This window comes from Nannocystis bainbridge (assembly GCF_028368995.1).
Lineage (GTDB): Bacteria > Myxococcota_A > Polyangia > Nannocystales > Nannocystaceae > Nannocystis > Nannocystis bainbridge.
Map to the genome: position 1 here is coordinate 1,150,537 of NZ_JAQNDL010000001.1, position 19,463 is coordinate 1,169,999.

8 protein-coding genes are annotated in these 19,463 nt (G+C 68.1%); 6 read left to right on the plus strand and 2 right to left on the minus strand.

All coding sequences use genetic code 11. From position 1 onward, the window contains the following. Positions 1–180 precede the first annotated feature (180 nt). Positions 181–795, plus strand: coding sequence for an RNA polymerase sigma factor (locus tag POL25_RS04560; RefSeq protein ID WP_272084598.1), 615 nt, complete (start codon positions 181–183; stop codon positions 793–795). Positions 796–803: 8 nt separating this feature from the next. Continuing rightward, the gene (locus POL25_RS04565; protein ID WP_272084599.1) at positions 804–4,412 is read left to right on the plus strand and encodes a protein kinase domain-containing protein; all 3,609 of its coding nucleotides are present in this window, start codon (positions 804–806) and stop codon (positions 4,410–4,412) included. Between the two features lie 298 nt (positions 4,413–4,710). On the opposite strand, the gene POL25_RS04570 is transcribed toward POL25_RS04565, so the two are convergent. Beyond that, positions 4,711–5,436, minus strand: a complete 726-nt coding sequence (locus POL25_RS04570; protein ID WP_272084600.1) for a hypothetical protein — start codon at positions 5,434–5,436, stop codon at positions 4,711–4,713. A 374-nt stretch (positions 5,437–5,810) separates the two neighbouring features. Here POL25_RS04570 and POL25_RS04575 point away from each other — a divergent pair, with 374 nt between their 5' ends. Together POL25_RS04575 and POL25_RS04580 are read left to right on the plus strand one after the other, a co-directional pair. Next, entirely contained in the window at positions 5,811–7,619 is a 1,809-nt protein-coding gene (locus POL25_RS04575; RefSeq protein ID WP_272084601.1) for a c-type cytochrome domain-containing protein, read from the plus strand. A gap of 307 nt (positions 7,620–7,926) precedes the next feature. Then, positions 7,927–8,220, plus strand: coding sequence for a CHAT domain-containing protein (locus POL25_RS04580; protein WP_272084602.1), 294 nt, complete (start codon positions 7,927–7,929; stop codon positions 8,218–8,220). 314 nt (positions 8,221–8,534) lie between these two features. On the opposite strand, the gene POL25_RS04585 is transcribed toward POL25_RS04580, so the two are convergent. Beyond that, the gene (locus POL25_RS04585; protein ID WP_272084603.1) at positions 8,535–8,930 is read right to left on the minus strand and encodes a hypothetical protein; all 396 of its coding nucleotides are present in this window, start codon (positions 8,928–8,930) and stop codon (positions 8,535–8,537) included. 743 nt (positions 8,931–9,673) lie between these two features. Between POL25_RS04585 and POL25_RS04590 the strand changes: the two genes are divergently transcribed. Both POL25_RS04590 and POL25_RS04595 read left to right on the plus strand, forming a co-directional pair. Then, positions 9,674–13,015: a hypothetical protein gene (locus POL25_RS04590; protein WP_272084604.1), complete on the plus strand. Its 3,342-nt coding sequence runs from the start codon at positions 9,674–9,676 to the stop codon at positions 13,013–13,015. After that, entirely contained in the window at positions 13,012–19,404 is a 6,393-nt protein-coding gene (locus tag POL25_RS04595; protein ID WP_272084605.1) for a DEAD/DEAH box helicase, read from the plus strand. Before POL25_RS04590 ends, POL25_RS04595 begins: the two co-directional genes overlap by 4 nt. Positions 19,405–19,463: the final 59 nt, after the last annotated feature.

Genomic DNA, 19,463 nt, shown 5'->3' on the forward strand with positions numbered 1-19,463 from the left:
CGGGCATGCCGCTCGACCGTGCATCCGACAAACTCTCCGGCGAAGCGCGCGCGGGGCGTAGCCCGCAACGAATGCACGGAACGAGCCGTCGCCCGCCGCGCCTGGGCGCGACACGGTGATGACATTCGTTTGCCCCGCGCAAAGACTCGAGCTTAGAAGCAAGGTCAGCAGGAGTTCGGCATGCGGTCCAACCTGGACGATTCACCCGCCATCGATCCCGACGATTTCGCGCTCGCCCGGGCGTGCGCCGGAGGAGATCTCGACGCTCGCCGCCGAATGGTGCGGGAGTACCATCCTCACTTGATACGCTTTCTCGGCAACAAGGTCCCGCGGCAGCACGTGGAGGACCTGGTCAATGACACCTTCATCCGGCTGTTCGAGCGAGGTCTCGGCGCCTACGGCGGACAGGGACGCTTGCGCAGCTTCGTGTTGGCGGTCGCGTATCGACGTGCCCTTGAGCACTTTCGCGGTGGCGCCCGCGTCGCCCATCGCGACTCGTGGGAGGGCGACCCCAGCGCTCCCGGGCCGTCTCCCAGCCGCGTAGTCGCCCAGAAGGGGCGTCGACAGACCTTCTGCGCTGAGCTCCGGCGCCTGCCTGCGGAGCTGCAGGAGGTGCTCGAATTTCACTACTGGAACGGCCTGACGACCACCGAGATCGCCGGGATTGTGGGGCGCCCGGTCGGTACCGTGCGCTGGCAGCTCCGGCAGGCGCGGGAGCGGCTCAAGGACCGATTGCTCGCTAGCGGGTTCGACGCCGGCGAGTGGATCGAGCTGACTACCGCGAGCACCCGTTGAGATCCGAGATGCGCGAAGATTCGCTGTTCGGCTCTATCCGCGGCCCGTATTCGACGGACCCGTGCGGACTGGAGCTCGCGCTCGTCGAGTCGCGCCTGATCGACCCGGACAGCGCCCCGCGGCTAGGACGCTTCATTCTCCTCGAGCCCGTCGGCCGCGGTGGCATGGGCACCGTCTTCGCCGCGTTCGATCCGCAGCTCGAGCGCAAGGTCGCCGTGAAGATCCTGCACGCACAGCACTCCAGCGACCGCCTCCTCCAGGAAGCCAAGGCGCTCGCCAAGGTCGACGATCACAACATTTTGACCATCTACGAGGTCGGCGAGCATCAGGGACGGGCGTACATCGCCATGGAGCTGCTCGACGGCCACTCGCTCGGCGAGCTGGAGCGCCGACAGCGGGTTCCCTGGCGTCGGTGGATCCAACTGTACAGCGCCGCCGGCCGCGGACTCGATAGCGCCCACCGTGCCGGCCTGGTTCACCGGGACTTCAAGCCAGACAATGTCCTCGTGGCGCGAGACGGCCGGGTCGTCGTCGCCGACTTCGGGCTGGCGAGCGAGGCACCGACCCTGCGAGACAGCAGCCTTGGCCATCGTCCCCACCTGGAGGAAAGCGTCGCTCCTCCACGGCAGCAACCCGGAACCGTGCTCTACATGGCCCCGGAGCAGCTCTCAGGCGGCATCTGCGACGCCCGGAGCGATCAATACAGCTTTTGTCTGGCCCTGTGGCAGGCCATGCACGGCGAGGTACCGCTCGCACCGAAGTGGCGCCACGACCTCCGCGCGTGGCAGGCCCTCGGGCTCAAGCGACAGAGGACCCCGCTCTGGCTGCGACGCATCCTGCTCCGCGGTCTCCACCCGGACCCGAACGAGCGGTGGCCATCGATGCAGGCGCTCGTCGAGCAGCTCCAGCGCGATCCCGGCCGGCAAGTCCGGCGGGCCGCGCTCGTCGTCATGAGCGGGCTGCTGATCGTCGCGGTCGCATGCACCGTCTTTCGGTTGCAGATCGGCTGGGCCCGCGCGGAGGAGGAAGCACAGCGTGCGGAGGAGGAAGCACAGCGTGCGGAGGAGGAAGCACAGCGCGCCGAGGCCGACGCCCGGAAGAAGGCTCGAGCGCTCGCGGCCACCGAGAGCGAGCTCTTCGACGCCTCATGCACGCTGGGCGCTATACGCGAGCGGGACCCGACGATCGCCGCGTCGCTCCTCGCGGCTGTCCGAGACATCAGTACGCCACAGTGGCGCAACGTAGCGCTCAACAAGCTGCTGCGCCCGCTCAGTTGGACGATCTTGCGGGGTCATACCGAGGAGCTGCGCGGAGTGGCCTTCTCACCCGGTGGTGAACATGTCGTCACCGCCAGCCTCGACAATACGATCCGCCAATGGCGAACGGACGGCACCGGCGAACCCCGGGTGCTGGCGGGTCACACCGGTGATGTGCATATCGTGCAGTTCAGTCGGGACGGCCGCGTCATTGCCTCGGCTTCGCGGGACGGGACCGTGAGGGTCTGGGACGCCTCCGATCCGGAGGTCTCGCGGGTGCTCACAGGGCACACGGGACCTGTGTGGTTCGTCGATTTCAGCCCGGACGGCGACCAGCTCGTCTCGGGTGGCGACCACGGCGAAATCTTCCTATGGGAGAGGCGCAAAGACGCTGCCGCTCTGGATTTCGAGCGGGTCAAGGATGCGAGATTCGACGGACATCGGGGCGACGTGTTCCACGTCGAGGTCAGCGCCGACGGCCGTCTGCTCGTTTCGGCCGGCGCCGATGGCACGGCGCGGATCTGGTCGCTCGAGCGACCAGCGCTCTTGCAAACGCTTCGTCACGGCAAAGGAAGGGTGCTCCGCGCCCACTTCAGCCTGGACGGCGCCCGGGTCGTCACCGCACCTTCGTCCGGGCCAGCGCACATGTGGGCGGTCGCAGGAGGCACGCTGCTGCATGTCCTCGGACCCGAGCGATTCGGCGTTCAGGACGCGCGCTTCGACGGGACAGGTCGGTACATCGCCACCGCGGGCAACGACGGAGACGTCAAGCTGTGGTCCGCCGACAGGGGCCACATGCTGTATCAGCGGAAGCTCGACGCCGCGATTAGCGCGATCGCCTTCACCCCCTCCGGAGACCTGCTGGCGGCGGCCTCCGCGAGCGGCCTGATCCGAGTGTGGCCGACCCAAGGACATGGAGGATCGTATGATTTGGAGGGCCACCGCGGCGGCGTGTTCCAGCTCGAATTCTCGCGTGACGGCAGCGAACTGGTGTCGACGTCGCATGATATGACCGCGCGGGTATGGGATATGACGGAGCTCCAGGCGCGCGTGCCTCGGCGCCTGATCGACGATCCGTCGCGCTGGTCCCGGATCGCAATGGGAGCGCGACAGGTCGCGCTGTCGACGGGCTCGGCCATTCACGTCCATGATCTCGGCACCGGCCGACAGACTCACACCTTGCGGTTGTGGCGCCAGGCGGCGCGAGTGATGGAACTCGCTCCCGACGGCCGCGCCCTGGTGGTGCTCACCGAAGACGGCGCGGTGTATCGGTGGAACCTCGCCTCGCGCAAGCGAGAGCGCCGCTTGACCACGGGGGCGACAATGTTGCGAGTTCTTCCCGACGGGAAGGTGCTCGTCGGATATGGCGACGGCCAGGTTTCATTGTACGGCGCGGACGGAGCCCGAGTCGCGCGGGTCGAGGCGCACGGCGCGGAGGTGACAGGGCTCTCCGAGCTCCTCGGCGGCCGCTACGTCGCCTCGACGGGGCTGGACGGCAGGCTGGTGCGCCTGGATGTCTCGCAGAAACTCGCGCTCACGGAGCTCCAACCCGCCACCGGGATGCGGCTTCTGGGCGGCTCCGGATGTCCTGACGGGCGGGTCTTGGTATGGGACACGAGACATGCAAGGGTCGTCATCTGGGATGCCCTGGGCGCCGTCGTCACCAGGAGCTTCGAACTCGGCTCGGGCCGTGTCTCGCTGGCCGCGCTGGACTGCCGCAGTGGTCTCCTCGCGGTGAGGACGCGAAGCGGGAATCTGCGCGTGCAAACCGCGGACGGCCGCGAGGTCGCGCATGGCGAAGGATCTCTCGGGAGCGGGGCGTGGCACCTCTTCATGCAGGCTCGACCGGCTCTCGTCGCCCTGGACGACCCGCACGCGGGCCTGCGCCTGTTCGAGGCGAGCTCCCTGGATGAGTTCGCCTCGCTCGAGGGCCAGGGCCCCGGGACGCAAGTCTTTGCCAGGGACGATGAATTGTGGATCGCCCGCGAGGAGCACGGCGTCACCCGAATGGACATCACGTCGCTGTTGCGCTCCACCTCTGAACTGAAGCGCGAGCTGGAGCGCCGGACGACCGCCTGCCCCGACCTGGCGACCTGGCGCACTGTGTCTCTCGACGACGAGAGGGCGCGTTCGGCCGTCGCGCATTGCAACCTCCGGCACCGCCGCGGCCTAGCCTTCGACGAGTATCGTGAGCCGGTGGTACGGGCCGCGCACGGGACGACGCTCGGGAAGTTTGAGCCAACCCGTCGCAGCCCGTATGTGACGGCCTCTCGCCCGACCGCGGCCCAAGAGTACAGGTGCGGGCCCATGACCGGAGACGCGGGGATCGACTGGTCCGTGGGCCAGGCGAAGAGCCCATGATTGAAATCCCACAGGCCATCGGGTTATGCTAGAGATCGCTCGCAGCGAGGGTTGGACGCGGGGCGGCGCCTTGCCGATGCGGCGATCGGTCCGGGCATGAGCGGCTCGGACAGGCTATCATCGATCGCCCGCGCACGCTCCGAGCGCAAGCGCGTGGCTCGGATGGGCCCGGCCACCAGTGACCGTGGCGCCAGGACCATCATGGCCGTGAGCAGCGACCGGATGGGTGGCGGCGAACGCGACGTGTCCGAGCCCGTCGCTCGATGAGCGGCCCGTCGTACTCAGGATCAGGCGCATTTCAACGAACCATGGAGAGCTGCAGCGTGCGCAAGCGCGAGCGATCGCGGATGCCGATGGCGATGAGGGTCGCCGACAGGACGAGGGCGAAGGTGCCGGCGATTGCGCTGGCCACCATGCACGTCTCGGTCGTCCGCTCGAAGGCGCGCAGCTCCGAGAGGTACTGCGGCGACGCCCCCGCGGGCTGCAGTGCGATCCGCTCCTGGGCGAGCGAGTGCCAGGACACCGTGCGGGCAAACAGCGCGGCGCTGGCAAGGACGACGCCGCCCATCACGCCGCCCGTGATCAGCTCGGCGCGGCTCCTGCGGCGGGCCTGAAACGCGGCCCGCGACTCGTCGAGTTCTCGCTGGGTGCTCAGGACACGATCGTGCAGTTCCTCCGGGCCCTCGGGCCGAGTTGCCGGGTGATCGCCGAAGGTCGCGCCCGTCAGTTGCTCGTCTTGCAGCTCGACGAGGAGCGATTGCGCCTGCTCGAGGTGCTGGGGTTGCTCCTGGAGCACGGCGAGCGAGATGAGCATCCGCGACGCGTTCAGCTTCTGTTCGCGTCCCTGGAGCTTTTCGAAGTCGCGCGCAACACCGAGGTAATCGCGGGCCAACAGCTTGTTCGCTGTGCGCGTCAGGCCGCTGTTCTCGCGGGTGAGGATGCGATTCGCCTGCCTCTCTCCGTCGAGCTGGCGCTCGAGAAGCTCGACCTGAGCCTTCAACTCCTGGCTGGTCGGACCCTTCATGCGGGGCCGCGGACGTGGCGCTCTCCCGGCCGTCGCCGCCGCCTGGGTCTGTGTCGCTGGAGAGCCGTTGTTCCGGGCGAGGACCGGAGCCGGCAGCAGGGACAGGGCGAGGCTGACGCCGAGGATGACTCGACAGGGGCGCGCGAATGACACACCGGGAGCGTGGTCCAGGCTGCGCCCATTTCAAGTTGCGCAGATCGACGTACGGACGGACTGTGAGGGACGCTACTCGCAGCACTCGACTCAACTTCGCCGCGGATCCCATCACGCGGCGGGTCGGCTGTGAAGCCCGACACTGGCAAGCTGATTTGCCTACCCCCTATTTCGAGCCCATGCGCTCAAGCCATCGTTTCGCTACTACGCTCCCCGCCCTGTTGCTCCTTGCAGGGTGCCCTCCATGGCCTCCAGAGAAGACACCCACCGACAGCGAGGGCGCAGAGCCCACGAGCTCGTCGGACCCCACGGGCACGCCCACCGGCGAGTCCGGGACGGGCGCGACGACTGACGATCCCACGACCGGCGCGGCCGAGACCGGGCTGATCGAGGACTGTGCGGTGCTGCGCGAGGCGTCGCGGGACTTCCTGAAGACCTACTGTGACACATGCCATGGCGTCGAACCGGGCAATGGGGGGCTGCACAACATCTCCGACCTCGACACCATGATCGAGCAGAAACGGATCGTCGGCGGCAACCCCGACGCCTCCAAGCTGTACGCGCGCGTCGAGAACGGGGAGATGCCTCCGAAGGAGGCGGTGCCCGCGTCCTCGCTGGAGGAGTTCGGGCAGTATATCAGCAAGTGCGTCACGGCCCCCGCTGGGGATCCGTTGGTGCCGCCGAAGTGCGCTCCGGCGGACCCCATCGAGCCGCATGAGATGGTCGACCTCATCCACCAGGATCTGGGCCAGGTGGACGGCGACGACCGGCCGTTCATGCGTTACTACTCGTTGGTCCATCTCCGCAACCTCGGCCTTTGCCCGGCACAGCTCAAGACGTACGAGCAGGCGCTGTCCAAGGCTCTCAACAGCCTGTCGACGACGAAATTCATTCACCCGCCCGTTGCCGTCGACGGCTCCGGCAGGACCCTCTTCCGCTACGACCTCCGTCATTACGGGTGGTCGGCGCTCCAGTACGAGTCGGTCGTGTGTGAGGTCCCGTTCGCGGTCGAGTACTTCGACGGCGGATTTATGACCAACGCGAACGCGGTCAAGCAGGACACGAAGACGAAGGTGTTCGTGCTCCCGGGCGACGCGCTCCTGCACTCCACGACGCGGCCGCCGCTCTATCACCAGCTCCTTGGGATCCCCGGCACGCTGGCGGACCTCGAGGGCAAGCTCGGCATCGACCTTGCCGCGGATACGGCCTTCGAGGCCGCGAACGACCAGGAGGTCACGACGTGGGCCGGCTTCAAGAAGTCGAACGTCGGGTTCTTCAACCGCGTCATCCAGCGGTTCCTCCTGTCCGCGGAGGACTACTTCTGGATCAGCCGCGACTTCAACAGCAACAACGGCTTCTCAGACATCAAGGCTCACCCCATCGACTTCAAGGCGGCCGGCGGGGAGATCATCTATTCGCTAGAGAATAGGCTCCAGGGCTACATGATCGTCGATGCCGCTGGGAACCGCCTGGATAAGGCGCCGACGGATGTGGTCGTCAACGTCGAAGACGGGGGAGCTCCGGTCGTCAACGGCATCTCATGCATGGGGTGCCACGCGCGAGGGATCCGGGTCAAGTCCGACGAGGTCCTGAAGCACGTCCAGTCCAACCAGAACCTGTTCGACGCCGCGACGAAGGAGGCCGTCAAGAACATCTACGGGCCCGCGGACGAGTTCAGCGAATGGCAAGCCAGCGACAAGGATCGCTTCCTAGCCGCGGTGAACGAGTGCGAAGCCCCCCACATGGTGCCGACGAGCCAGGGCGACCGCGAGCCGATCTTTTTGATCGATATCGCATTCGAGCAGCAGCTCGAGCTCACCCAGGTGGCCGCAGAGCTGGGCGTGCCGGACTCGCAGGTGCTCCAGTTGAGCAACGAGCCGCAGTTCAGCGACTTCGCGGAGCTCGACGACGACGGCGGAACGATCACGCGCGACGAGTTCGCGGCCGTCTTCGGGGCGGCGTTCGAGGCGCTCCAGCTCGGCGACGGCAACCCGCTCTCATCGTGCTCTGCGTCGAAGCCGCTGCCTTGAGCACGCCCACGCCGGTGACCGCTCGCGCATCGCAGGAGTTCCTGTCACAATGTGGCCCAGGGCGCTCGGGAGCGTCACCGTCCTTCGTGTGCCGGTGGTGCACCTGGGGCGGCGCGTCGGTGCAAACTCGGGCAAGCTCGGCAGGCTTGCGACGAGGCGCGCCTGCCGCGTTCCTCGTATAGCACTGACGTTCGTGGGGTCGCCGATCCGCTTGGCCGTCCCGAGCCGGAAGAGCTCGACCGAGATGCACTCGCTGGTCCTCGGATAGACGATGTGCAGCTTGTTGCCCGAGTAGTCGACGAAGGCCTTGTCGCCGGCCACGTGGTCGATCCGCATCGTCCAGCCCGCGCTGCTTCAGCCAGGTTCGGTACAGCTCGCAGAATTGCGTGTAGCGGTACCCGTCCCGGTTCTTCTCGAGGAGGACGTGCAGCCCGAGCTCGACTACGAGAAGGAGGAAGAGCGCTTTCTCGAGGTGCTCGCCCCCTTCGTGAGCGACGGCCGGGCGCTGGTGCGTGTGGTCGAGGACGGTACGCTCCAGGACCTCGAACGGGCGCTACTGGTAGACACTTACGACGTCGTGCATCTCACCGGCCACGGGTGATGACCCCGCAGGGCCACGCGGCTGGTCATGGAGGACGACGTTGGCATGCGCGGCCGCCTACCGGACGGCACGCCTGCCGACGTCTCGCCCGTGGAGTTGATCGCCGTGCTCCGGCGTGCCGCATCGATGCCCCCGATCGTCGTGCTCTCGAACTGCCACAGCGCCGAATCGCACGACGCCACGCCGAGCTTCGCCGTCGAGCTGGTCGCTGCAGGCGTGCCCGTTGCACTCGGCTGGACGCGGCCGTGGAGGCATCGTGCCCGCGCAGCTCCCGCGTTGGAGCGGCCTGTGCTATGGAGACGTCGTCCTGGGAACTATCTCAGGAGCTCTTTGAGGTAGGTCGGAGGGATCGGATGTTGGAAGAGTGGATGGGCTCGGTCGTTGATGCCGAGGAACTCCGCCCGCAGCTCTTGATCTTCTGGCAGCTCAAGGTCTCTCTCGACATTCTGGTCCACCTCCGGTGGCAAGTACCCAAGGGATTTCGAGCCATCATAGGCGCTGGGGATCAGCTTCCCAGTGCCAGCCGCTGGATACCATCCGGTGTACGAAATGAACTGCGTCTCGCTGAGGAGAACCTTCTCGCGGCAATATGCAGTGGCATCCGCGCTAACGCATACTCGATGTCGCTCCCACTCCTCCTGAGGGACATGCATGACCTTGGGCAGGGCGCGGAGGGCGACGAGGAGGGCTTCTTGGATCTTGGCGTCCATCGGACGAGGATGCCAGGGAAGAAGCAAGCACTCCAGGCCTTAGGAACGTCGTCCTGAAGCGCTTTCCAAGATCCGCTTGCCGCCCCCCCCAAGACGTGCTGATCTGGCGGCCAAATGTCCGGACCCCCCCCGACAACGAGCCTTGTACAGCGGGCCGATCATGAAGCTGGCCACTTCACCGCCGCTCACGCTCAAGGCCTGATCACGCGCCTCGAATGGGTGACGATCAGGCAGCGAGGTTTCGACGTCGATGCCAACGAGCCGGACGGCCCGCTTTACTTGAGCGCATCGCCTCGCGCGTGGCTCGCACTTCCAGCCGAGCCTCAGTGCGTCACGTGGGAATGTCCCGGCGTGCCCCTCGCTCTGCTAATTGACGAGAACAGCCAGATTGAAAATCCTGACTGCAACGCCCGCGCTTTTTCTAACTCAGCAAGGTAGTGATCAGGCTACGCCGGAATGTTGAGTGCAGGATGCTTCCCTAACGCATGTTCAAGCGCGGAAACCGAGCGAACCACATCACAAGCTGCTTGACGAGGCTCGGCTCGAGCGTATCGTCGAGACGTCCGAACACTCGCCTCGCCGGCCATGAGCGCGACACGGGAACCCATCAAAAGCTGACATCGCGTATGGGCGACAACAGATTCGCCCATACATCTCCCTTCTTCGCCCCACGAAATTTATGCGCGCCCGGGGGCTTACAACCTTCTCCTATCGTCATCAACCTCCACGCCTATTGGAGTATCATGAAAGCAATCCACGACCTGCTCCACCTCCTCAACAACCTGCGCGAGCGCATAGGCGGCGATAGCCTGGGTCGCGTCGCCTTGGACAAGCGCGAGGAGCGTGAGCTACACGCAGGCGTCTCGCGCGGGTTCGAGCTCGGGCTGTCAAGACTCGACGCTGCCAGCCGCAAGCGTTGGGGCGCCGCCGCCCTGCTGCTCGGCGCCAGGGCGCTCCGCGCCGCCGCCGAGGGCCCCTTTTCCTACGACCGGATCTCCGCCCATGTATCACTGTGGCCGAGGCACCTGGACCAGCCCCAATACAACGCGCTCGAGGACGGAGCCAAGCTCTGGGGCATCGAGATCATGCGAGTCGTCACCGCGCGCGGGCCCCAGCGGCGCTTCCTCGGCACGCTGATCCGCCAATCCGGAGCGGGCTGGGTGCTGCTCGAGAAGCTCGCCGCCCTCGTCGCGCGCCAGCAACTCTGGGACTGGATCGTCAGCACCGAGCTCGAGACTATCGCGGCCTGGATCGACCTCCACGCGCGGCGCACTCTCGGCGAGCGGGTCGAGCGCGCCCTCGATGAAGAGACCCGCGAAGCCCTCGCCGCGAGGCTCCAGGACCTCGCCAACGTACGCGCTTTGCTCGGCCAGAACGCCACCCCGGAAGCCGCGCTGCAGACCTTCGGCGCAAACGAACTGGCCGCCGCGCTCGACGCCCCCAGCACCGACGCCACCCGACGCATGCTCGAGCACCTGTGCCCCTCATCCGACGACGAGGCCTGCGGCGCCCCGCGCTGGCAATGGCACCTCGACGGGCGGGGTTACGAGCGCGCCGTCATCGCCCTCCCGCAGCGGCTCCGCCCGCCCGACGACCTGCCGCTCGAGGTCCACGAGTTCCGCGTGCAGCTACTCGACGATCTGCAGCCCCGCAGCGCCCTGTACGTCCGCGTTCACGGCCGGGACGGCAGGCGCGACCTCTTCGAGCACCGCGAGGGGCCGCGGATCCGCCTCCCCCGCAACCTCCAGGCCCAGCTCCTCGCCCAGTTCAGGGACGGGCGGGACACGGGCGAGGTCGTCGTCGCCGAGCTGGCCGTCCCGACCGCCCCGATCGCCGTCTTCGACGCCGAGCGCGGACGGCTGCTCCGTCATCCGCGCGCAGGCACCCGCGTCGCCCTCGTGCTCGCCCCCGGCTGGCGCCTGCACGCCCCGGCGGGCTTCCTCCCCGGCGGCAAGGAGCCCCTCGAGGCCTGGATCGGGACCATGTCCGACCACGACCTCGCGTGCGAGCTCTCCGGCCCGGACGACGAGACCCAGTCGTGGACATTGTCCGCGACCCCGCCCCCGCTCGAGCTCACCCTGACGAACGCGGTCCCCGGGCTCCGGCTCGCCCACGCGCCGGTCGTCTGCGGCGCCCCCGAGTTCCGCAGCAACATCATGCGCGGCAAGGGCACCTGTACCGTACGCCGCAATGGCGAGAGCCTCGGTTCGCTGCAGGTGGTCGTCCGCGGCGGTCGCCTCAAGCTCTCGTCGGCTTCCCCCTCGACCCTCGATTGGCCGCAGACCGGCGTTTTCTCCCTCGACTTCTCGCTCCGGAGTCACACCTGCACCGAGCGCGTCGCCGTGCTCCCGGCCGACACGAGGGCGGAGGTCCTCGGCGGCCCGGGCGGCACCACCGCGGCCCTCTCCGGCCCCACTCTGCACGCAAGACTGCGCACCCTCTCGCCCGATCTACCGACCCAGGAGGGCAAGGGCCGCCTCACGCTCTCGCCGGTCGTCCGCGGCCAGGTCGTGCTCCACTGCGAGCTCGCCGGCACCCCGTGGCTCGGCGTGTGGCGGCTATTCGCCCGCCCGCAGATCATGGAGGTCGTCGACACCGAAGGCGCCGTCCGCGACGGCGAGGACGACCTCTCGGCACTACGCTCCGGCGGCGGACTGCGCGTATACGGCGAGCCCCGCACGATCGTCCAGCTCCAGATCGAAGACGAGCGCTGGTCGCTACGCCTCTCGCCAAACGGCGAGCGCGTGTTCCCATTCCGCGAGATCCCGTCGGCCATGCTCCAGCGGATGGCCGAGCAGAAGCAGGTCGAGCAGCTGCGCATCCACGTCCGCTGGCCCGACCACAGCGAGCAGAAGCGGGCCTTTGCCATCCCCCACAACAAAAAACCCCTGGTGCGGATCGTCCCCGGCGAAGACGGCGCCCCTCCGCGGCTGCGCGTCGCCTGGTCGCGGCGACCGCCCGGCGAGGTGCACATCGAGGCAGTCCGCGCCTGGCAGCCGTGGGCCCCGAGCGTCTCCTTGCCGGCCCAAGCCGCGACCTGGCCGGATTTGGACGGCAAGGCGGGCTACGAGGCAGAGGCTCCCCTGGAGCCCGGCAGCTATCAGGTCGCGCTGTTCAGCGGTGAGCGGCAGCTCTCCGGCGCCACCCTGGTGTTCTGCCCCGACGGCACCCTGCCTCCGCCGCCTCCCCACTTCTCCCGCCTCGAAGCCGAGCTGTGGGACAACCCGGACATCCGCAAGCTCCCACCGCTTCTGGACCAGTGGAGCGAGGAGGGCAAGGACGAGATGTACCTCCCCGGCCTGCTCCGCAACCTGACGCGTGTCGGCATAAAATGGTTCCGCATCGCCGAAATTTTGCCCGAGATCACCGGCTCCTGGCGCCTCGAGACCCTGCTGCGCGAAGATCCCAGCGCGCTCGACAGCCTCATCACCGATTACTACGAGCAGACCGGACTCGCGTGGATGTTCGTCCGTGATCGCGACCTCGAATGCGTCGCCGGCCGCCTGTATATGCACGGCTCCGGCGCCGCCAACAAGCTGCTCGCTTGCGTCGCTGAACTCGACGCCGGCCTGCTCTGCGCGGCTGCTCGCGCCTGGGGTCACCTGCTGTCATTCGAGGGCCAGCACCGAGACCAGACGATCGAGCTCCAACGCCAGCTCAACGCTTACAAAGAGCCGCGACGCATCAGCCCTGACGAGCGCGCGTGGCTCACCGAGCCCGATCTCGAGCCCGACCCGAACAAGCTGTGCGTCCCCCGCCTGCTCGGCCTGCAGCAGCTCAACAGGCACGCGGCGGCGTTGAGCGCCGGGCTCGGCGAACTGGACATCCCCACGAATGAGCGACGCTCGACACCTCCCCGGTTCGACCCCGCCTGGTTCGATAGACTCCCCGAACGCCTGCAGGAGCTCGAACGAGCTGCCGCCACCTGGGCCTGGGCCGTCCATCTCTGGCGCCGGGGCGAGACCATGACCTACAGAACCATGCGCGCGCTCAGCCGCATCGAGCCGCTCGCCCGCAGGAGCTTCGACTACTGGCTCAATTCCTGGGACCGTATCGACCCCCAAAAATCCGGAGACCACCGATGAACTCGTCCGCGACACGACCACACTACCAGTTCGACGCATTCGGCGCCCAGCGCAAGCTACGCGAGCGGCTGGCCGATTTCTTGCTCGACAGCTTCAACGTCCGGGACCCCGAGCTCGCCCACCGCCTGCACCGCGACTGGGCCACCTCGACGCGGCAATCTGACCGCCTGTTCGCGCCGATGCTCGTGCAGGGGGCCTTCCCCTTCCCGCCCGACAAGACCCCCGTCGACCTCCAGTCTCCCAGCCTCAGCGCGCGAGACCCCGAGCGCCCGCTCCACCCGCGCACCATCAAGCTCCTGGCCGCCGCCGGCATCGATTACCCCCTCTATAAGCACCAGGTCGAGACGATCCGGCACGCCGCCGCCGGCAAGACCGTCATCCTCTCCGCGGGCACGGGCAGCGGAAAGACCGAGTCGTTCTTGATCCCCGTGATCGACCGCCTGTTCTGGGACCACGAGCTCGGGCTCGATGACATCTCTCAGCCCGGAATCCGCGCGATGATTATCTACCCGCTCAACGCCCTGGTCAACAACCAGGTCGAACGGATCCTCGAGCTCCTCCGCGACGAGGCCGACCTCACCTTCGCGTTCTACACCAGCCGCTTGAAGGAGTCGCGGACCGCCGCCGAGCGGCAATATCACAACCTCGGGCGCGAGGTGCCCCCCGATTGTCAGATCATCGACCGCAAGTCCCTGCGGGGCCTCGGCGACGCCGGCAAGTCGCGGCAGGGCCCGCCGCACATCCTCGTCACCAACTTCTCGATGCTCGAGTACATGCTGATCCGGCCCCTGGATCACAGCATCTTTCGCCACATCATGTACGATGGGCGGCCGCGCCTGCGGGCGATCGTCCTCGACGAGGCCCACGTGTACGCCGGCGCCCAGGCCGCCGAGATCCACATGCTCCTGCGCCGCGCCGCGCTGCGCTTCGGCACCCACCTCGAAGACATCCAGGGCTACGCGACGTCCGCGACCCTCGGCGGCGACGACGAGGGCAAGACCCTGCACAAATTGGCGGCCGACATGTTCTCGAGCCCGCGCGAGCGGGTCGCGTCCATCGTCGGCCACCGCTACCTGCCCTCGGAAGGCAGCCCCGTCCGAACCGACCTCGGCCCCCTGCAGATCCCCGACGCCCCGCCCGACGCCCCCCCGCTGGTGCCCGAAGACCTCCAGACCGTCCATTTCGACGCGAAGGGTAACCCCGACGATTTGGTCCGCGACGACGCCGCCGCGCACAAGGCCGCAAGAGCCTGCGTCGAGCTCGGCCTCGCTACAGCCGACGAGATTCCCGGACTCGTGGCGAAGTCGGAGTCCCGTCCCGCACTCTTGCTGCACCACGTCCTCTCGCGCCACCCGGGCCTCGTCGAGTTGCGCCGCTGGCTGTTCGAGGGCGACGGCGGCGGCGAAAAGCATGAGACCCGCTATCTGCACGAGGTCGTCCACAAGCTCTTCCCCACCGCCAGCGCCAGCGCAGGCGCCGAGCGGGCCACCTACGCGCTGCTGCAGCTCGGCTCCCTCGCCCGGCTCACCGCCAAGAGGCACCCGTACATCCCTGCGCGCATGCACCTGTTCGTCCGCACCCCTGCCGGCGTGTGGGTCAAGCCCAAGCGCGACGGCGCGGACTCACCGACCTGGCCGTGGGGCTCGCTGACGACCCAGCCCCCCGCCGAGATTGCCGAGGATGACCCATGGCTCCGGCTGTACCTCTGCCGGAGCTGCGGCTGCCCCATGCTGCGCGTGTGGGAGAAGGCCGGCGCGGTCCAGGCCCCACTGCTGTTCGCTACCCCGGCCTCGCAGGGGACCGTGAAGATGGCTCACTTTAGCTCCGACACCTCGCGTCGGCTCCCCGACTCGTGGGGCGGACAGCCCGTCGACCTGGTGCCAGTGATCGCCGGCGACGACGATCGCTACGAATCGCTGGCGCTCGACCGCTGCCCACATTGCAAGATCGAAAAGGCCGAGCTCGAAGACCTCCAGCTCCCCGCCCGCGCCGCGCTGCCGGCTCTGGTCGACGGGATCTATCCGAGCCTCGGCGAGATCCCGCAATCCTCCGATACTCTCCCAGGCGGAGGCCGGCGCATGCTCGCCTTCTCGGACAGTCGGCAGGGCGCCGCACGCCTCGCCGTCGAGATCGAGCGCACGCACGACATCGGCGTCAATCGCCAGCTCCTGTGGCGACTCCTGGCCACGCTCGGCCCTGAGAGCGACGACGGGCAGGTCAAGTTCAGCGACCTCCACGCGGCCCTCGTGGCCGACCCCTCACTACGCCAGCGCGCCGAGGCGAGCGCAGTCGAGGACGCCCCCGACGACGATTTCCTGCACAACCTCGCCACCGTCTCGATCTTCGAGGAATTGTCGACCCCCCCGGTGACCCGCGGCAACACGCTCGAGCTCCTCGGATTGGTGGAGGTGTCCTACCCGGGGCTCCGTCAGCTCAAGCTCCCGACCGAGCTGCGCGGCGCCCTGTCCGAGGCGGCCTGGCACGATCTGCTGGCGACCGTCCTCGACTACGCCCGCTCTCGCGGCGCCGTCAAGCGAGAGAGCCTCCGCTCCGAGTTCTCCGGCAAGTCCGACTCGCTGTATGACCTCCTGCCCCTGCCGCATAAGGACCGATTTATCGTCCTCGCCAGCAAGCAGCAGGGCGTCCAGCGCCAGCGCACCGCGGCCCCGCCCTCCGATGAATCGGACCGGACCATCCCGCTCCATTCGACGCAAGGCCGGCTCCTCAACTTCGCGCGACGACTGCACGAGCGCCATCCGCTCCCCGTCGACGCCGAAGCGCTCCTGCGCGCCGTCTGGGACGCCCTGCTGGCCGGGGCGGAGAACCCGGTCTGCAAGCGCTGGCTGAAAAAAAGCGCCGCCGGGCCGGGCACCGGCAGTGAGACGGGCTTGCAGATCGATCTGAAGCACCTGCAGTTCAAGGCCCACCTCGACGGACCTCCCTTCATCGAGCCGGTCACTGGCCGGCTGCAATTCCGCAGCGTCCTCGGCGTCAGCCCTCAGCCGGACAACCCTCACCCGCTGCGCCCGCTCGACGACGAGGAGCGCCAGCGCTGGGCCAGCCGTCACGCCGTCCGCCGCGTCCGCGATCACCAGCTCCTCGGCCTGTGGAGCGTCGAGCACACCGCCCAGCTCGAGGTCGACGAGCTCGAGGAGCAGGAGCGCAAGTTCCGCGAGGGCAAGCGCAACTTCATGTCGTCGTCGACGACGATGGAGATGGGCATCGACCTCGGCGGCCTCACCCTGGTCCTGCTCGCCAACGTCCCGCCGGGCCCCGCCAACTACTGGCAGCGAGGCGGCCGCGCCGGGCGCCGCACCGACGGCTCTTCTCTCGTCCTGACGCTCGCCCAACCTCGCCCCCATGACCAGCGCGTGTTCGCCGAGCCCCGCGCCTTCCTCGAGCGGCCGATCGTGCCCCCGCAGGTGCGCCTCGACTCCCGCGCGCTCCTCCTGCGACACGTCAACGCGTTCCTACTCGCCGAATTCTTCCGCGCCGTCGTTGTCCCTCAGGGCGGCGGCAACCCACTGCGCGCTTTCGGCTACGTCGGAGAATTCATCCTCGATCCGGCCCCCCACCACGCCGTCGCGGCCGCGCTCCGCGACCGACTGGCAATCGACAAGGATGAGACGCTCGCGGACGTCTTCCTACGCTGGCTCGATCTCCTGCCGGCCGACGAGCCCCTTATGCAGGTGGTCTGCGAGCGCCTCATCGTCGGGACCTGCCTCGCCAACGAACCCCTCGAGGCCCTCGTGCGCGTCTGCGCCGCCGCGTTCACCCACGCCCGCGACCGCGCCCGCCGGGAGGAGTCGGTGCTCAAGCAGCAAGAGCAGCGCGAACGCGATCTCGGCGAGGGCAAGCGCGACGACAAGTACCTGCGCCTGCTGGAGCGGCAGAAGAAGCACCTCGCGCGCGAGCCGCTGCTGTCTTACCTGGTCCGCAACGACTTCTTGCCGCGCTTCGGCTTCCCGATCGAGGTCGTCCGCCTCGATACGACCTACAAGGTCTCCTGGCGCGACGACGATGATGTCCACCCGGACGAGGACGGCGCCGCGCTGCGGATGGAGCGAAGCCTCGACCTCGCGCTGTCCGAGTACGCCCCAGGCGGGGAAGTCATCGCCAAGAAGCGGGTCCACCGCGTCGCCGGCCTCGTGCCGAACTGGCTCGCCGAGGAAGCGGGCCCGGCCACTCGCCGCTACTTCAGCGAATGCTCGCAGTGCCACTTCGTCACGTTCGAGGACAATACGCAGCCGCAGCAGTGTGAAGTCTGCGAGCACAAAACCGAGTCCTTCCTGGAATTCCTCGACCGCAGCGCGCGCATGAGCAGCAAGAAGGCCGCCAAGGAGCGCGCCGACGCCGGCGACGAGGAGGCGGACGGCACGCCGCAACCGAGCCCGGTCCGTAGCTACCTCGTGCCGGCCGGCTTCGCCGTGAAGTTCGGCAAGGGCCCCCGCCGGCTAGCGGGCAGCGTCAAGCGCATGCCGGCTCCCAAGGCGACGATCGGGCCCAGCCACAGCCCGCCGTCCGAGATCATCGCCGGCGCCCTCGCCATGGGCTTCACGCCGAAGTCCTCGCTGTTCATCCGCTCCGAGGGGCAGGTCGCGTACACCTCCCGGTCGGTCGGCACCCGCTACGGCTTCGGATACCGCATCTGCCAGGCATGCGGGCTCGCGGCCCCGGAGAAGGACTGGGACAAGCAGCCTCCGGGCGAATACCGTGGCCATGAGTTGCTGCGGTGGACGCGGAAGTGCGAGCACGGAGACCGATCCTGGGTTCACGAGGTGCTCGGGATCCAGCAGAGCGTCGACGCCTACCGCGTGCGCCTCCTCGGCGACCTCGCGCCGCCCACCAGCGGGTTCAGCGACGCAGAGAAGTTCTTCTTGTCGCTGGCGGTCTGCATGCAGCAAGCAGCCGCCGAAAAGCTCGCGGTCGACCCCCGCGTGCTGCAACCGACGATAGCGACGTATCGCGACGACCTCGGTCAAGCGGGGACGGAGGCGGTGATCTATGACAGCTCCGGCTCGGGGCTCCTCGCGCACCTCGACGAAGAGCCCCTGGGCCTGATCCAAAAGGTCTGCGAATTGCTCGATACCCGCGATTTCGCGGCGTTCGTCCAGTTCGACAATCAGTTCCTCGTCGAGCAGGGACGGCTCGACATCCACTGGCTGCGCCGCCACCTGATCGAGGACGAGGGCCGACGCGTGCGGCTGATGAAGGGCAGCGCGATGTTTGAGCGGGAGGGCGCCGCCCCGCTGCGGGGCATGACGCCGCGCATGGCAGCCCAGAACCTCATCGACGACGACGCCCTCACAGTGTCTCTCCAGGCCGCCGAGCTCGACGAGTCCGCGTTCGAGCCCGGCCAGGTCCTGCGCGCCGTGTGGGCCCGCGCCGTCCGTGGCTCGCAGCGAGCGGGGCGTGTGCGGCTCCAGATCGGCCGACTCCCTGAACTGCGCGGCGACCCCGGGCAACTGCTCCTGGCGAGCCGTCTGGCCCAGCTTGTCGAGCTCGGCGTCGAGCTCGCCCACGTCTCTTCCACCGCGCTCCCACCGCTGGAAGAGGACTGCTGGAACGTCCTCGCCCGCTCGCCTCGCGGCGTTCGTGTGCTCGGGGGTATGAGCACCAGCGGCGACACGCTGGGCGCGTGGAAGGGCCCGGCCTTCGGCCGCGCCTGGCTCAAGGACGGCTTCGCCGTCGAGAGTGCGCAGGAGCTCGCGGCCAAGCTGGCGTGGGAGCAGTTCGAGGAGCGCTGGAGCCGCGCGAGCCTCGTGTCCGCCGACGCCCTCCGCCCGGGCCCGGAGCAGCGCCAGTGGGTGCTCGTGATCCCCGGCGGGGACACCTCCCCCGAGGCCACGAACATCTCCGCGATCCTCGAAGACCGCACCGGATTGGGCCGCCTCGCCGAGCTCGGCGAGGTTACGTCCGTGACCTACCGCGACCGCTACATCGAACGCAGCGCGGTTGCGATGTGGACGCTGGATCGCCTCCTGAACCTGTTCCGCTACGCAGACGGGGCGCGAGGAGAAGTTCACTGCTTGGAGCCCAACCGCGCTGGAGGGCTCACCACCTCGGTGGACCAGGTCCTGGGCGCACGGACGCCCCCAGACGACCTGGATCGCGCCACCGCCATGAAGTTTCGGGAGTGGTGCGAGCAAAGGAGCCAAGGGCGGAAGTTGCAGCTGAAGTTCAGGCACCGGCGAGCCGCCCACGAAATCGGACATCAGCGGAAACTAGAGGTCGCGTTCAAGCCCGGCGGCCAGCTGTCCCGCATCGTGGCTCTGTTCGATCATGGCCTGGATTGGGTCCGCCCCATTGATGGCCGGAATACTCAGCCCTGGACCAGGCAACCCATGAGAGCAGAGGCCTCGCACATCGTCGTCCTAGCGCTCCCATAGCACAGCGTGGGCGAGAACGAGTTCGCGGAGAAGCCAATGCACTCCAGGGCGACGAGACC

Bases quoted from the DNA above. Each gene is read 5' to 3' on its own strand.
- POL25_RS04565 (WP_272084599.1), top strand. From the start codon at position 804: ATGCGCGAAGATTCGCTGTTCGGCTCTATCCGCGGCCCGTATTCGACG.
- POL25_RS04595 (WP_272084605.1), top strand. From the start codon at position 13,012: ATGAACTCGTCCGCGACACGACCACACTACCAGTTCGACGCATTCGGC.
- POL25_RS04585 (WP_272084603.1), bottom strand. From the start codon at position 8,930: ATGGACGCCAAGATCCAAGAAGCCCTCCTCGTCGCCCTCCGCGCCCTG.
- POL25_RS04560 (WP_272084598.1), top strand. From the start codon at position 181: ATGCGGTCCAACCTGGACGATTCACCCGCCATCGATCCCGACGATTTC.
- POL25_RS04590 (WP_272084604.1), top strand. From the start codon at position 9,674: ATGAAAGCAATCCACGACCTGCTCCACCTCCTCAACAACCTGCGCGAG.
- POL25_RS04570 (WP_272084600.1), bottom strand. From the start codon at position 5,436: ATGAAGGGTCCGACCAGCCAGGAGTTGAAGGCTCAGGTCGAGCTTCTC.